The organism is Ruegeria conchae (assembly GCF_000192475.1).
Classification (GTDB): domain Bacteria; phylum Pseudomonadota; class Alphaproteobacteria; order Rhodobacterales; family Rhodobacteraceae; genus Ruegeria; species Ruegeria conchae.
On the sequence record NZ_AEYW01000001.1, the window covers coordinates 39,066 to 53,606 of the forward strand.

Sequence of the window (14,541 nt, forward strand, 5' to 3'; positions counted from 1 at the left end):
AGGTCCCTCTGGGCACCCGTGTTAGGGTCTTTGCGCGGTGCTGCCAAGAGCCAAGCTATTCCAGATGCGCGATGATCGAGCGCAGGGTGGGAATTCCGTCGCCTTTTTCGGATGATGTTAACACGATCTCGGGGAAGGCTGCGGGGTGTTTGGCAAGCGCGCTGCGTACTTGCTGCAGCACCTTCTCGCGGTCGTTGGCTTTTACCTTGTCGGCTTTGGTCAGAACGCATTGAAACGTGACAGCGCTGGTGTCCAGCAGCTTCATAATCTCTGCGTCGACCGGCTTTACCCCGTGGCGCGAGTCGATCAGCACAAAGGCGCGGCGCAGGGTTTGACGGCCGCTGAGATATTTTTTCAGCAACCGCTGCCACTTTTCGACGACCTTGACCGGCGCATTGGCGTAACCATATCCCGGCAGGTCAACCAAATAGAGCTCAAGTCCTTGAGTGAAAAAGTTGATCTCTTGTGTGCGGCCCGGCGTGTTTGATGCACGTGCCAGCCCTTTGGTCCCAGTCAGCGCGTTGATTAAGCTGGACTTGCCCACGTTTGAACGCCCTGCGAAGCAGACTTCCAGCCGGTCAGGTGCGGGCAGGCCGTCCATGGCGACCACGCCTTTGACGAACTCGGATGGTCCGGCAAACAGTTTGCGCCCGGTTTCTGTTGCGAATGCGTCAGGGGATTCGACCAATGGAAAACGAAGAGCGGTCACAGTACCTGTACCTCGTCGCCGGGGCGGATGCTGCCGCCTTGCAGAACCTCAGCGTAGACCCCGAAATCCTGATGATTCCAATTGCCGAGCGCACCCAGCGTATCGGCATCGCGTTCACCCGTCTCGGGGTTGGCCGTCGTGGCCAAACAACGCGTTATGCGTTCACGGATGTGAAAGATCACCTCGCCAATTCGTATATTGCGGCCCAGCCAGTCGAATTCCTCCCACAGTGGCAGGCCATCGAACCAGATGTTGCCACGCCAACGTGCAATCGAAAGATCACGGCCCAATTTCTGCTCGACCGCACGGTGCGAGGCCATATTGCACAGGCTGATCGATGGGAAATCGCTATCGGTCATCCCGCGACCGGGAACGCGGATGATGCGGGCCGAGGCGGCCCGGTCTGTCGGCATCAGTGGCCTCACCCAGTGCAGAAATTTGTCTTGTTGCGTGTCGGGCTCAAAACTCAGATCGGGGCGGTTGGGATGGCGCAGCGTGACCGTGTCACCCTGTAGATGCGCTGAGATTGCCATCAACTGAGGAGCCTTCGCGCCGCGGCTGAAATTGTTGCAGGGTACCCATTCCGACCCATCCGCTTTGGACGCCTCATGCGCAACCGCCCAAATACGATCCCCGGGCATGGTCTGCCCGGGGGTCATGGTGATGTGATCAAGGCTTTCGCGCCCGTGACTTTTTATCGGGTGCCGCCACAAAGCGGTTACTGTTCCGCTCATTTGTCATCCGTCTTTGGGGTGCGCTTGAAGCCAGACTTGATGTTTCCGAATACGTCAGGTTTGTAGCCTTGACTGCGCATGATCAGATACTGCTGGGTGAATGTGATCGTGTTGTTCGCGATCCAGTACACCACCAGCCCGCTGGCAAAGCTGCCCAGCATGAACATGAACACCCAAGGCATCCAGGCAAAGATCATCGCCTGCGTCGCATCGGTTGGTGCCGGGTTCAGCTTTTGCTGCAGCCACATCGAGATACCCAGCAACAGCGGCAGGATGCCGATGAAGATCAGCGCCATGAACGTTTCCGGTTGTGGGCCAGCCCAGGGCAACAGGCCGAACAGGTTCATGATGGAGGTCGGATCCGGCGCGCTGAGGTCCTGGAACGGGCCAAACCAGGGGGCTTGGCGCAGTTCGATGGTGACGAAGATCACCTTGTATAGCGAGAAGAAGATCGGAATCTGCATCAGGATTGGTAAACAGCCAGCGGCCGGGTTTACCTTTTCCTTCTTGTAAAGCTCCATCATGCCTTGCTGCATCTTCTGGCGGTCGTCTCCTGCGGCTTCTTTCAACGCCTCCATCTGCGGCTGCAGTTCCTTCATTTTCGCCATCGAGACGTAGGATTTGAAGGCCAGCGGGAAGAGGATTGCCTTAATGATCAAGGTCAGGCCGATGATGGACCAGCCCATATTGCCGATCAGAGCATTGATATTGTGCAGCAGCCAGAAGATCGGCTTGGTCAGAAAGAAGAACCAGCCCCAGTCGATGCTGTCGATGAATTTCTGCACGCCTTCAGCCTGATATTCACGAATGGCTTCCCATTCCTTGGCACCGGCGAACAGGCGGGTCGTGACCTCGGCGGTTTCACCTGGGGCGACAGTCAGTGTCGACAGGACCGTCTCGGTCTGATAAATTTTGCGGCGCGAGTCGTATTTGGCGGCTGCTTTGAAAGCTGACCCGGGTTCGGGGATCAGTGTAGTCATCCAGTAATGGTCGGTAAATCCGATCCATCCATCTTCCTTGACCTGATAGACCTCGGCCTGGGCCCTTTCATTCGGGTTGATATCGAAATCGCGGACATCGCCATAATCGACCTCGGACAGTGTGCCATCCGACATGCCAATCACGCCTTCATGCAAGATGAAGAAATTCTTCAGGCCCGGAAGATCGCCATCTTCGCCAATACCGTGCCGGGCGAGAATGCCATAAGGGGCCATGCCCACCTCGGACTGGGTCGAGTTTTCGACCGATTGGGTCACGGTGAACATGTAGTCCTGATCGACCGAGATGATCCGGCGGAAGGTCAGGCCATTGCCGTTGTCCCAGGCAAGCGTGATGGGGCTGTCGACACCCAGTTTCTCTCCCTGCTCCAATGTCCATAGTGTATTGGGGCCGGGAACGTCCGCACCTGCCAGGCCCGCGCCTGGGGCCCAGCCATAAATGGCGTAATATGCTGATTCCGACCCGACCGGAGACAGCAATTCGACAATGGGCGCTCCTTCTTCGATCGAAACCTTGTAGTCTTTCAAGAACAGCTCATCGATCCGCCCGCCCGACAGGGACAGGCTGCCCTCCAGGCGGGGCGTGTCGATTTGCACCCGAGGGGCTTGTTCCTCTGGCAGAGTCTCTTCGGTGGTTGCGGTTGCTTCACCAACAGTGCTGGTGGCACTGGGTGTCTGCACCTCGTCCCCTTCAAGGGCGGTAATTTCAGCCTCTTCCTGTGTCACCGATGGTTCGGGCGGTGGAAACAAGACGAACCAGACAAGGATCACCAAAAAGCTGAGCGCGGTTGCAAGGATGAGGTTCTTATTCTGATCGTCCATCGGGGACAGCCACCTTGAGCAGTGAAACACACCCGGTGGGTTCAACAGAGTGCAGCCCCAAAGGTCAAGCGGAATCGCCTCATAAATCGCCGCAGTAACGGATTTGGCGCAATGAAATGACCGATTTCATCCCATTTTGCCGCCGATCCTGGGCGCGCCTTTAAGCTGATTACGATGGGCAGTGATCCATTGCATCGTCTGTTCGAACGGCATCGGTTTGGCAATCCCGAACCCCTGCACGTGATTGCTGCCCAACTGTGCCATCAATGCGTGTTCACCCGGGGTTTCGACACCTTCCGCAAGAGTCTCAAGATTCAACCTTTCAGCCATCGTCAGAATCGCGCTGACAAGCTGCTGCTGACTGGGATCCTGGTCGGATTTTGCCACAAAGGTCCGGTCGATCTTGATGCGCGAAACGTCAAATCGTTTGATTGACGCGATCGAGGCATGACCGGTTCCAAAATCATCCAGATCGATACAACACCCAAGAGCCGCCATGCCTGTCACGTTTCTCGTTATCACGTCATCGGGTCGGCGCGAGAACACGGTTTCCAGAATCTCGACCGCCAATCTGTCTGGTGTCAGTTCAAACTGGTCCAGTTCCCACTTCAATCGATCAATCAGGTTGGGATTGCGAAGTTCATCAGACGAGAAATTGATACCTATCCGAGGAATGATAGCATCGGCGCTATCCCAAGTGCGCAAGGCCTCGAAGGCGTGGTGGCGCATGACCTGACCCAACCGCTCCATCAGTTCGGCTTGTTCTGCGAAGGGCAAGAATACCTGAGGGCCAAGCACACCTTTGCCAGGATGCTCCCACCGTGCCAGCGCTTCGAACCCGGTTATGTTGCCAGTTTCAGTTGACACTTGAGGCTGGAACCAGGGCCGGATTTCCCCATTGTCCAATGCAGCCTCGAACTCTTTGCGCAAGTTGGCTCGAACCAGAGATCGCCGGCGGGTTCCCTTTGAATAGGCGCGGATTGTTGAAGGCCCGTTTCTCTGGGCCTCGGCAAGGGCAGCCGTGGCGGCCCCTATCCATTCATCAGCTTCAGCCTGGCGCAGATCCGACAGCAGACAAAACCCGATCGAGCAGGACTGATACACGCCAACTCCGTTTAACAAGAGCGGTTCTTCGACGGCGCTTTGCAGGCGGCCTGACATTTGAATGCAGGCTTCGAGATCCAGATGCGGTGAGGGATTAAGACCAATCAAAAACCGATTCTGGTCAATCTGGCAAAAGATGTCCTGATTGCGAATGATCGAAAGAACGCGATCGCGGAATTGTTGTTTCGCATGATCGGCTGCGGCCTGCCCGTGCAGATCCAGAAGGTCGGCAAAATCGTCCAGAGCTATAGCGATGCAGGCGGCATTCTCGCCTCGGCTACGCGCTGACTCATTCAAAATCTGCAGTTCGGATTGAAAAACATTATGAGTCACCAGGCCGCTGGGGCGCATTCCCGCGCTATGGGCGGTGTAGGATCGGCTGCCCCATATTCCGGTTGCGGCAAACATAAGCGGCAGGCCAAGCGCCGCCATGAAAAGGGCACGTTCACCACCCAACCAGAACGCTGCCAGACAGATGGCTGGCAAAAAGGCCAGGACCTGTGGTCCGGTCAGGATAACTCGCAACAGATCGAGATATTTATCAACAAAGAGAAATTTCCGCATCGGTTTTACGGCCTTTGGCTTGGGCAAGGATCGCGCAGGCCAACCGTAGGAAATCTATCTGAGTCACTCGTTAACGCAACTTGGGAATTTCCGCCGAATTTTCGTCGTTTTGAATCTGTCCGGTCGAAAGGTTCATAAAATCAAAAAGTTTCGGGTCAAGCAGGTGCGACGGTCTGGCATTTGTCAGCGCCCGGAACATCACCTGACGTCGCCCTGGCGCATTTTTTTCCCACTGGTCCAAAATCTGTTTGACCTGTTGACGTTGCAGCCCGTCCTGGCTGCCGCACAAATCACATGGGATGATGGGATAGTTCATCGCCTTTGCAAATTTCTCGCAATCCGCCTCGGCCACATGAGCGAGGGGGCGATAGACAAACAGATCCCCCTCTTCATTGACCAGTTTGGGCGGCATGGTCGCAAGACGGCCCCCGTGGAACAGGTTCATGAAAAAGGTCTCAAGAATATCGTCGCGGTGATGGCCCAGCACGACTGCTGAACACCCTTCTTCGCGCGCGATGCGATAGAGGTTGCCCCTCCGTAAACGCGAGCACAGAGCGCAATAGGTGCGGCCCTGGGGGACCTTATCCACCACAATCGAATAAGTATCCTGATATTCGATCCGATGCGGCACTCCCATGCGTTCGAGGAACTCGGGAAGAACAGTGGCCGGGAAACCCGGCTGACCCTGATCCAAATTGCAGGCCAGCAAATCGACAGGCAGCAGCCCGCGCCATTTTAGTTCGTGGAGCACTGCCAGAAGGGTATAGCTGTCCTTGCCGCCCGACAGACAAACCAACCACCGGGGCGTTTTTCCATCATTGGTGCGGTCCACCATCCCGTATTGATCAATGGCCTCACGCGTCTGACGCACAATGCGTTTGCGCAGTTTCTTAAACTCGGTGGTCGAGGGCGCCCCGGCAAAGAGCGGATGGATATCGTCAGCTTCGTCGAACATGGGGCGGGCCTATCGCAGTTGAGTGAACCGGGCAAGGGTGAGCGTTATTCGTCGTCGGGAACCGGATCATATCCATCGCTGCCCCATGGATGGCAGCGTCCAATGCGCCGCGCAGCCAGCCATGTGCCCTTGATGGGGCCATGTTTTTCCAGCGCCTCCAGCGCGTAGGCCGAACAGGTTGGTTGGTACCGGCAATTGAAACCAACCCATGGGCTGAAGATCAGCCGATAGGCCCGGATCGGCAGGGCGAGGATATGGGCAAACAGGGTCATTTGGCGCCATGCACTTTGCGCAGGGCAAAGCGCAGATCATCTTTCAGTGCCTCAAAGGGCCGGGCGGCAGTGACCTCGGCACGGCCGATTAGGACGTAATCCCACCCTTCGCGTCCCTGAATGGGAAGAACTGCCCGCGCGGCCTCGCGCAATCGGCGCTTGGCGCGGTTGCGGGCCACGGCGTTGCCGACTTTCTTGGAACAGGTAAATCCGACGCGAATACCCGTCGCTTCATCCGTGCCGCGTTTTCGCGCTTGCACCATCATCGAGGCGGTGCCATGCCGTTTCGCCCGCGCTGCTTTAAGAAAATCAGAGCGATTCTGCAGAACAGTCAAAATTTCATGCGCGCAAACGGACGCCGCCGGGGGCTTGACCCTCGGCTGGTTTGTACCATCCTCAGGGGCCTCCGGCGGCGTCACGTTCATAACCTGATCAGTGAGCGGTTTACGCGCTCAGCGATTTGCGGCCACGTGCGCGGCGCGCGTTCAGGATTTTGCGGCCGGCTTTGGTAGCCATGCGCGCGCGGAAACCGTGGCGGCGTTTGCGAACCAGGTTCGAAGGCTGATAGGTGCGTTTCATCGCTCCGTCTCCAATCTATAGCGGTCGGGTGCGGCGCGGATTCGCCTGGCCCTAGTGTTCGAAGCCCGTCCTCTACTGGGTCACGGGAGTTAAGTCAAACCCCTAGGTGGGGGTTTCGCCGCCTTTTGCAACAATTCTGTAACCGGCACCAGCAAAAGGTTTCAAGTCGCAGGTATTATTGCCCGAATTCGTCACATTCCGGGCCATAAACATCAACGCCGCGTGAGGTCCCTGTTGTGCGGGCCCAAGGCATCGCATGTTGGTGCCAGAATGAAACGCACCAAACCGGACACTGTAATGAGTGATACAACTCAGACCCCGCGCAGCGGACCTGCGCGTCATATCCCTTTGCTGGTGATTCTCGTAGTCGCTGCGGTGGGTTTCTTTACCTTGGGCGATTACCTGACATTTGAGACCTTGCGCGACAACCGCGAGGCGCTTTTGGCGTGGCGGGATGCCAACTATTTGGCGATGGTTGCTGCCTTTATTGGCATTTACATCGTGATCGTGGCCTTCTCATTGCCCGGAGCTGCGGTGGCATCGATGACCGGGGGCTTCCTGTTTGGTCTCTTCGCCGGGACCGTGTTCAATGTTGTTGCAGCTACGATCGGGGCCTCAGCCATCTTCCTTGCAGCGCGCTGGGGGTTGGGCGAGTCACTCACGGCGCGGCTGGAATCCTCGGAAGGGACGGTCAAGAAACTGAAAGACGGCCTGCGTGAGAATGAGATCTCGGTTCTCTTCCTGTTGCGCCTGGTGCCTGTGGTGCCGTTCTTCGTGGCCAATCTGGTGCCTGCATTGGTTGGCGTGAAATTTCGGAACTTCCTGATCACGACTGCGCTGGGCATTATCCCAGGCGGCATCGTCTATACTTGGATTGGCGTCGGGCTCGGGGGTGTATTTGACCGGGGTGAGACGCCGGATGTTTCGTTGCTGTGGGAGCCGTTTGTCATGGGGCCCATCATCGGCTTGTGTGTTCTGGCGGCGCTGCCGATTTTTATCAAATCCCTCCGTGGCCGAAAGGACACTTGATTCATGCAAGAGTTAAAGACCGATATCCTGGTGATCGGTGCCGGGTCGGGCGGATTGTCTGTGGCGGCCGGGGCCAGCCAGATGGGGGCGGATGTCGTCCTGCTGGAGGGGCACAAGATGGGCGGCGACTGCCTGAACTTTGGCTGCGTTCCCTCCAAGGCCCTGATTGCCAGCGGTAAGGCGGCACATGGGCAAGCACACGCTTCGGTCTATGGGGTCGCGGACGTGGTGCCACAGGTCGACTATGCCGCTGCAAAGGATCATGTGCATGACGTGATCGCTCAGATCGAACCGATGGACAGTCAGGTGCGTTTCGAGGGTTTTGGTGTCAAGGTAATCCGGGAATACGGTAGCTTTATATCGCCAACACAGGTTCAGGCTGGCGATCACCTGATCACAGCCCGCCGCGTTGTTGTGGCCACCGGGTCTTCGCCGCTGGTGCCACCATTGCCGGGTCTGGATCAGGTCACCTATTTTACCAATGAGACTATCTTCGACCTGCGCGACAAGCCCGCGCATCTGCTGATCATCGGTGGCGGCCCGATCGGCATGGAGATGGCGCAGGCGCATATCCGTCTGGGCTGTAAGGTCACGGTGATAGAAGGCCTAAAGGCGCTGGGCAAAGACGACCCCGAAGCCGCAACCATCGTGTTGGACAGCCTGAAGGCGGAAGGCGTCGCGATTCATGAAAACGCCATGGTAGCTCAGATCAGAGACAATGCGGGTGCCATAGAGGTCGTGACCGAGAATGGAGAGATTCACGCTGGTTCACATTTACTGCTTGCCGTTGGGCGCAAGGCCAACGTTGATCGCCTAAATCTTGAAGCTGCCGGGATTGAGCGTACTCGCACCGGTATCAAGGTCGACGACACACTGCGAACGACCAACCGCAAGGTCTATGCTATCGGAGATGTCGCAGGTGGTCTGCAATTTACCCATGTGGCAGGCTATCAGGCGGGGGTTATCATTCGCTCAGCCCTGTTCGGGTTACCGTCAAAGGCGAAGACAGCACATATCCCCTGGGCGACATATACCGACCCGGAACTGGCACAGGTGGGGCTCAGCGAAGCGCAAGCGCGTGCCCAACACGGAGACGCTGTGGAAATTGCCCGTTTCGATTATCACCATAATGACCGGGCGATTTCCGAACGGAAAACGAAAGGCTTTATCAAGGTGATGGTAGTTAAAAGTCGCCCCGTCGGTGCAACAATCGTAGGGCACCAAGCCGGTGAACTGATCAACTTGTGGTCCCTGGCACTCGCAAATAACCTAAAGATGGGGCAGATCGCTGCCATGGTCTCGCCCTATCCGACGATTGGAGAGCTTAACAAACGGGTGGCGGGTGCCTATTTCACGCCAAGGCTGTTTGAGAATCAAACGGTTAAGAAAGTGGTCAGATTCGTCCAGCGCTGGATTCCCTGACCTAAGGAGGAGCGCAAAGTGAACTCGCTGTCGGGCCGATTTCTGATCCTGACGACGGTCTTCGTGATGTTGGCCGAAGTTCTGATCTTTGTGCCATCGATCGCGCGCTTTCGTGAAGATTTCCTGCTGAACCGGCTCGAGCGAGCCCAGATCGCTTCGCTGGCGTTGCTGGCTGATGATATGCTGGCCGACGAGCTTGAGGCAGAACTGCTGGTCAATGCGGGCGTTTACAACGTCGTGCTGCGCCGCGACGAAGTGCGCCAGCTCATGCTGTCTTCACCCATCCCGGATCGGATCTCCAAAACCTTCGATCTGCGCGATGCCAGCGCCTGGGTGCTGATCCGCGACGCGACTCTGCGGCTGTTTACGCCCGAAAACGAGGTCATTCGCGTTCTAGGCGCGCCAGTTAAGGATGCTGGCCTGCTGATAGAAGTAACAATGGATAGCGACCCGTTACGAATGGCGATGACGGATTACGGGCTTCGCATTTTGGGCCTGTCCTTTGTGATTTCTATCATTACCGCCTCATTCCTGTTTCTTGCCGTGCGCGTGGTTCTGGTACGCCCGATCAAAAGTGTGGTCGGCTATATGCAACGCTACGCGAGCGCACCCGAGGACGCGCGCGGAATTATCTCACCCAATTCCAAGGTGACGGAACTGCGCGAAGCCGAAGAGGCATTGCAGATGCTTCAAACTGATCTGACACAAGCCTTGAAGCAACGCGAACGCCTGGCGCAATTGGGAGGTGCGGTGGCTAAGGTTAGTCATGATTTGCGCAACATTCTGACTTCGGCCCAGCTGTTTACCGACCGGATTGAGGCGAGTAATGACCCGCTGGTGGCTCGTATGGCGCCAAAACTTGTCAATTCGATCACCCGCGCCGTCTCATTATGCGAAAGCACACTGGCCTTTGGTCGCGCGGAGGAGCCCGCTCCGACACTGACCATGTTGCGCCTGCGTGAGATTGCCGAGGATGTTGCCACCAGCGAGAGGCTGGCGCTGGCGAATGCCTGTGTCGAGATCGTGAATGAAGTGCCCGAAGATCTTGTTGTCCGTGCTGACCCCGAGCAGATTTTCAGGGTCATTTTGAACCTCGTACGCAATGCACGACAGGCGCTGTCTACTTCTGGAAAACCGGGCCGCATTTCTGTAAACGCCTCCGAGCAGGAAAAGGATTGGTGTATCGAAATCAGCGATACGGGCCCTGGTCTTCCGCCAAAGGCCCAAGAGAATCTGTTTACACCCTTTCAGGGGGGGGTGCGTAAAGGCGGCTCGGGTTTAGGATTGGCCATCTCACAAGAGTTGGTGCGTGGACATGGCGGGGAGTTGTTTCTGAAAACCACCGGACCCGAGGGAACAACCTTTGAAATAAGGCTCCCACGTGGTGATATGACTTTTTGAAGTTTTTTTAAAGAATCGGCTTGCACGCCCGTGGCCTCAGGTCTAAATACCGCCTCACCAACGCGGACCGATAGCTCAGCTGGATAGAGTACTTGACTACGAATCAAGGGGTCGGGGGTTCGAATCCTCCTCGGTCCGCCACTTGGTACTTGTTGGACGTCAGACGAATTTGACCTTTGCGTCATAAACTGACCCAACACCCCCTTGTCATACTCCCACAGACTGTTTCGTTTGATCTGACTTCCCTTCCGGAAATCAGGGCTGATTTGCAGATCAGACGGCGAAGCCGCCTGTTCCTGTTGATCTGCCACGTGGCGAACGCGGGAGGGGGCGAGGCAATGCTATTCGACAGGGGTGACCAGCTCATAGAACTAGCAGTCGCGGCACCTTATTTCCGCAAGCTCATACGTCACGAGGCCCTGGACGAAGATTGGTTGGATCAACATGTTGATCTGCTTTGCAGTATCGCGAAAACCAATTCCGGGCAGTGACCATCGCCGTTCTTCGCAATCAAAGCGACCAGCAACGGACGCGAGATTACGGCAGAGCATCAAATCATGATCAATAGCATGCCCAGCCAGTTCCTAATAACGGCTGCTCTAAATGGTCTTAGCAAACGTTTGCTATGATCGTCCGCCGAGGTTTGCAAAGTCTGCTTTCTACACAATAGCAGCCGTTTGTGGTGTCCGGTGCTGTAGCGCTGCTGGACCACCGCAATATATGCACAAATCCTACTATCTAAAACAAAATGCGCCGGCGACCGATGCCGCCAGCGCATTCCGCGTCATTGGGTTATGATTTCCGGTCCCATGAACGTGTTGGGGAGGAAGGTCGACAGGAACGGAACGTAAGTGACGATGATCAGGAACACGAACAGCACGGCCAGGAACGGAAGGGCTGCCTTGACCACGCTCATCATCGGCATTCCGGCAACGCCCGAGGTTACGAAGAGGTTCAGGCCCACCGGCGGGGTGATCATACCGATCTCCATGTTCACTACCATGATGATGCCCAGATGGATCGGATCGATGCCCAGCTCGATAGCGATGGGAAAGACCAGGGGTGCCACGATGACCAAGAGGCCCGATGGTTCCATGAACTGCCCACCGATCAGCAGGATGATGTTGACGACCACAAGGAACATCACGGGCCCAAAGCCTGCCGACAACATCGCATTAGCGACCTGCTGCGGGATTTGCTCGTCCGTTAGCACATGTTTCAGGATCAGCGCATTGGCGATTACAAACAGCAGGGTGATCGTCAGTTTGCCAGCATCAAACAAGGTCTTTTGAGTGTCCGGATGCACAATCGCGGTGACGATCGCCCAAGGCTTGCTCCTAAGGGGAATGCGCGGGCCGGCGGGCGCGTCCTCGATCACCGCAGCGGCTGACAGGCTGCGGGTTTTGGGGGCCGCCAGTGGTCCCATGTCTTTGTAGACGAAGGTGGCGATGAAGAAGGCGTAGACAGCGGCCACAGCGGCGGCTTCTGTGGGGGTGAAGATGCCACCATAGATACCGCCCAGAATGATCACGATCAGGAACAGACCCCAACCGGCCTCGCGGCCCGACTGGAAAACTTCGCCCCAACCCTTCCACTCGCCCTTGGGCAGGTTCTTGATCTTGGCGATGACAAAGATGGTGACCATCAGCATAAGGCCGGCCAGCAACCCCGGAATGACCCCTGCAAGGAACATCCGACCCACCGACACCTCGACCGAGGCGGCATAGACCACCATCACGATGGAGGGTGGGATCAGGATGCCGAGCGTACCGGCGTTACAAATCACACCGGCAGCGAATTCCTTGGAATACCCGACCTGCCGCATACCGGTGATTACAATTGTACCGATGGCAACCACCGTGGCAGGCGACGAACCAGACAGCGCGGCAAACAGCATGCAGGCAAACACGCCAGCAATGGCGAGGCCGCCCGGGAAATGGCCGACACATGCAATTGAAAAACGGATGATCCGCCGCGCCACACCGCCGGTTGTCATGAAGGACGAAGCCAGAATGAAGAACGGAATCGCCAGCAAGGTAAAGTGGCCTTCAAATGCGGCAAACAAGGTTTGCGCGACCGAGGCCAGCGAACTGTCGGAAAACCACAGCAGGAATAGAATCGAGGACATCCCAAGCGAGATTGCAATCGGGACGCCGATCATCAGGAAGCCGATGACCATGGCAAAGAGAAGGACGGTTTCCATTATTTCGCCTCCGCGTTCTGGGCTTCAATTTCGGCCAGTTCTTCTTCAACCTCGTGGCTGGCCACGAGCCGATCCGCCTTTCCGTTCAGGATGCTGAATGTCGCCTGAACAAACCGCAGGAACAGCAACGCCATCGAGATCGGCAGCACGATGTAAGGCAGAAAACGCGGGATTTTTTCGTAGGCTTCTCCTTCGTTAAAGGCGCCTGCCATCCAGGCAAGGATACCGGGCATCGGGATGTCATTGGTCTCGTACCAGCCCTTTTCGCGATAATCCTGCTCGAACCCGAGCGGGAACCAGCGCCCTTCGGTGGCGGGCAGGTTGGCGAAGTTGGCCCAGTAGTCCCAAGATCCCTTCAGCATAAGAAATGAGAAGGCGACACATACAGCGGCAGCGGCCAGCGCCAGCCGTTTCCGGGCGTTGCCGTGCACCATGTTCACCATCAGATCGACCCCCAGATGCGCGTGTTTTTTCACCGCGTAGGAAGCCCCCAGCAGAACCAGCCAGGCGAACAGGAAAACCGTCATCTCCAACGCCCAAAGGATATTTGAGTTAAAGACATATCTGGCAACGACATTGGCAAATGTCAGTGCGGTCATCAGACCCAGAATGAAGGCGATCAAAACCTCTTCGATCCGGTCCATGAGCGAGTGATTGTTGGTCATAGCCCTCCCTCCCAACAGCCGTTTTCAGGAAAACGGCAGGCAGGATTGTCCTGCCCGCCGATGGTGTGGCTCAGAAGCCAGAGTTGATCTGAACCGCCGCGTCGAGGGAGTCTTGACCGATATCGCCCGTGAATTGCTCCCATACCGGCTGCATGGCGGTGACCCATGCCTGACGCTCGTCATCCGTCAGGGTGCGGATGGTGCCGCCCGCGTCCAGGATCGCCTGACGGTTCTTTTGATTGACCTCATAGGATTCCGAGTTCCGGGTGGCTGTAACCTCGTCCAGAATGGTCAGGAACTGCTCGCGTACTGCGGGGTCCAGACTGTCCAACCAGTCCACTGAAGCCACCACCAGATAGTCGATGATGCCGTGATTGGTCTCGGTAATGCCGTCCTGCACCTCGAAGAATTTCTTGCCGTAGATGTTGGACCAGACGTTTTCCTGCCCGTCGACAACACCCTGCTGTAGCGCGCCGTAGACCTCCGAGAACGCCATCTTCTGAGGGCTTCCTCCAATTGCTTCCATCTGCGCGACCAGCACGTCCGAGGACATAACCCGGAATTTCAACCCATCCGCGTCGGCCGGTGTAACCAGCGGAACATTGGCCGACATCTGTTTCATGCCGTTGTGCCAGAAGGTCAGCCCCTGAAGGCCGCGACGCTGCATCGAATCCAGCAGGGCTTGCCCGGCGTCCGAGGTTTGGAAGGCATCGACCGCCTCGATGTTCTTGAACAGGAACGGCAGGTCGAAGATGCGGAATTTCTTGGTGAATTTCTCGAATTTGGACAGTGAAGGCGCGGCCAGTTGCACGTCACCCTGCAACATGGCCTCGAGCACTTTGTCGTCATTGTAGAGGGTCGAGTTCGGAAAAACCTCCATGCAGGCTTTTCCGTCCATTTCTTCGTTGATGCGCTGTTCCAGCAGCGTCGCTGCGATGCCTTTGGGGTGTTTGTCGGTATTGGTAACATGGCTGAACTTGATGACGACTTCGCCTGGATCACAGGCGGCAAATGCGGAACCCGCACCAGTAACGAGCGCAACAACCAGGCTTGATGTCTTCCAGAATTTCATAGCTTCCTCCCG

14 protein-coding genes and 1 tRNA gene are annotated in these 14,541 nt (G+C 56.7%); 4 read left to right on the forward strand and 11 right to left on the reverse strand.

Translation table 11 applies throughout. The annotated features are described in order from the left end of the window. Positions 1 to 55: 55 nt before the first annotated feature. The 8 genes from yihA to rpmH all read right to left on the reverse strand — a co-directional run bounded on the left by yihA (position 56) and on the right by rpmH (position 6,737). Positions 56 to 709, reverse strand: coding sequence for a ribosome biogenesis GTP-binding protein YihA/YsxC (yihA, locus tag G7G_RS0100265; protein WP_010437155.1), 654 nt, complete (start codon positions 707 to 709; stop codon positions 56 to 58). Then, a complete protein-coding gene (locus G7G_RS0100270; protein ID WP_010437158.1) occupies positions 706 to 1,443 on the reverse strand; it encodes an MOSC domain-containing protein in 738 nt (245 codons plus the stop codon). The genes yihA and G7G_RS0100270 overlap by 4 nt, the downstream gene beginning before the upstream one ends. Then, a complete protein-coding gene (gene yidC, locus G7G_RS0100275) occupies positions 1,440 to 3,263 on the reverse strand; it encodes a membrane protein insertase YidC (protein WP_010437161.1) in 1,824 nt (607 codons plus the stop codon). The genes G7G_RS0100270 and yidC overlap by 4 nt, the downstream gene beginning before the upstream one ends. A 126-nt stretch (positions 3,264 to 3,389) precedes the next feature. After that, positions 3,390 to 4,931, reverse strand: a complete 1,542-nt coding sequence (locus tag G7G_RS0100280; RefSeq protein WP_010437164.1) for a bifunctional diguanylate cyclase/phosphodiesterase — start codon at positions 4,929 to 4,931, stop codon at positions 3,390 to 3,392. Between the two features lie 70 nt (positions 4,932 to 5,001). Further along, a complete protein-coding gene (gene ttcA, locus G7G_RS0100285; RefSeq protein ID WP_010437165.1) occupies positions 5,002 to 5,886 on the reverse strand; it encodes a tRNA 2-thiocytidine(32) synthetase TtcA in 885 nt (294 codons plus the stop codon). A gap of 44 nt (positions 5,887 to 5,930) precedes the next feature. Next, complete coding sequence (gene yidD, locus G7G_RS0100290) at positions 5,931 to 6,158, reverse strand: membrane protein insertion efficiency factor YidD (protein ID WP_010437166.1); 228 nt, start codon at positions 6,156 to 6,158, stop codon at positions 5,931 to 5,933. Beyond that, a complete protein-coding gene (gene rnpA, locus G7G_RS0100295; protein ID WP_029621564.1) occupies positions 6,155 to 6,577 on the reverse strand; it encodes a ribonuclease P protein component in 423 nt (140 codons plus the stop codon). The genes yidD and rnpA overlap by 4 nt, the downstream gene beginning before the upstream one ends. 25 nt (positions 6,578 to 6,602) lie before the next feature. Then, a complete protein-coding gene (rpmH, locus tag G7G_RS0100300) occupies positions 6,603 to 6,737 on the reverse strand; it encodes a 50S ribosomal protein L34 (RefSeq protein ID WP_005980833.1) in 135 nt (44 codons plus the stop codon). Positions 6,738 to 7,034: 297 nt separating this feature from the next. On the opposite strand from rpmH, the gene G7G_RS0100305 reads away from it, so the two are divergent. The 4 genes from G7G_RS0100305 (at position 7,035) to G7G_RS0100320 (ending at position 10,730) form a co-directional block, all read left to right on the forward strand. Continuing rightward, positions 7,035 to 7,766: a TVP38/TMEM64 family protein gene (locus G7G_RS0100305; RefSeq protein WP_010437178.1), complete on the forward strand. Its 732-nt coding sequence runs from the start codon at positions 7,035 to 7,037 to the stop codon at positions 7,764 to 7,766. A gap of 3 nt (positions 7,767 to 7,769) precedes the next feature. Next, positions 7,770 to 9,188 (forward strand): dihydrolipoyl dehydrogenase family protein, encoded by a 1,419-nt coding sequence (locus G7G_RS0100310; protein ID WP_010437181.1) that lies wholly within the window; start codon positions 7,770 to 7,772, stop codon positions 9,186 to 9,188. Between the two features lie 18 nt (positions 9,189 to 9,206). Continuing rightward, positions 9,207 to 10,589: a sensor histidine kinase gene (locus G7G_RS0100315; RefSeq protein ID WP_010437184.1), complete on the forward strand. Its 1,383-nt coding sequence runs from the start codon at positions 9,207 to 9,209 to the stop codon at positions 10,587 to 10,589. A gap of 64 nt (positions 10,590 to 10,653) precedes the next feature. Next, a tRNA-Arg gene (locus G7G_RS0100320) sits at positions 10,654 to 10,730 on the forward strand. A 643-nt stretch (positions 10,731 to 11,373) separates the two neighbouring features. On the opposite strand, the gene G7G_RS0100330 is transcribed toward G7G_RS0100320, so the two are convergent. The 3 genes from G7G_RS0100330 to G7G_RS0100340 all read right to left on the reverse strand — a co-directional run bounded on the left by G7G_RS0100330 (position 11,374) and on the right by G7G_RS0100340 (position 14,529). Beyond that, positions 11,374 to 12,792, reverse strand: coding sequence for a TRAP transporter large permease (locus G7G_RS0100330; RefSeq protein WP_010437189.1), 1,419 nt, complete (start codon positions 12,790 to 12,792; stop codon positions 11,374 to 11,376). Next, on the reverse strand, positions 12,792 to 13,457 hold the full coding sequence (locus G7G_RS0100335) for a TRAP transporter small permease (RefSeq protein WP_010437191.1): 666 nt from the start codon (positions 13,455 to 13,457) through the stop codon (positions 12,792 to 12,794). Before G7G_RS0100335 ends, G7G_RS0100330 begins: the two co-directional genes overlap by 1 nt. A 70-nt stretch (positions 13,458 to 13,527) precedes the next feature. Then, on the reverse strand, positions 13,528 to 14,529 hold the full coding sequence (locus tag G7G_RS0100340) for a DctP family TRAP transporter solute-binding subunit (protein WP_010437193.1): 1,002 nt from the start codon (positions 14,527 to 14,529) through the stop codon (positions 13,528 to 13,530). Between the last annotated feature and the right edge of the window lie 12 nt (positions 14,530 to 14,541).

What these genes read in the sequence shown, in the direction of transcription:
- G7G_RS0100270 (WP_010437158.1), bottom strand. Translation starts at nt 1,443, where the DNA reads ATGAGCGGAACAGTAACCGCTTTGTGGCGGCACCCGATAAAAAGTCAC.
- G7G_RS0100280 (WP_010437164.1), bottom strand. Translation starts at nt 4,931, where the DNA reads ATGCGGAAATTTCTCTTTGTTGATAAATATCTCGATCTGTTGCGAGTT.
- ttcA (WP_010437165.1), bottom strand. Translation starts at nt 5,886, where the DNA reads ATGTTCGACGAAGCTGACGATATCCATCCGCTCTTTGCCGGGGCGCCC.
- G7G_RS0100310 (WP_010437181.1), top strand. Translation starts at nt 7,770, where the DNA reads ATGCAAGAGTTAAAGACCGATATCCTGGTGATCGGTGCCGGGTCGGGC.
- G7G_RS0100340 (WP_010437193.1), bottom strand. Translation starts at nt 14,529, where the DNA reads ATGAAATTCTGGAAGACATCAAGCCTGGTTGTTGCGCTCGTTACTGGT.
- yidC (WP_010437161.1), bottom strand. Translation starts at nt 3,263, where the DNA reads ATGGACGATCAGAATAAGAACCTCATCCTTGCAACCGCGCTCAGCTTT.
- G7G_RS0100335 (WP_010437191.1), bottom strand. Translation starts at nt 13,457, where the DNA reads ATGACCAACAATCACTCGCTCATGGACCGGATCGAAGAGGTTTTGATC.
- G7G_RS0100305 (WP_010437178.1), top strand. Translation starts at nt 7,035, where the DNA reads ATGAGTGATACAACTCAGACCCCGCGCAGCGGACCTGCGCGTCATATC.
- rpmH (WP_005980833.1), bottom strand. Translation starts at nt 6,737, where the DNA reads ATGAAACGCACCTATCAGCCTTCGAACCTGGTTCGCAAACGCCGCCAC.
- G7G_RS0100330 (WP_010437189.1), bottom strand. Translation starts at nt 12,792, where the DNA reads ATGGAAACCGTCCTTCTCTTTGCCATGGTCATCGGCTTCCTGATGATC.
- yidD (WP_010437166.1), bottom strand. Translation starts at nt 6,158, where the DNA reads ATGACCCTGTTTGCCCATATCCTCGCCCTGCCGATCCGGGCCTATCGG.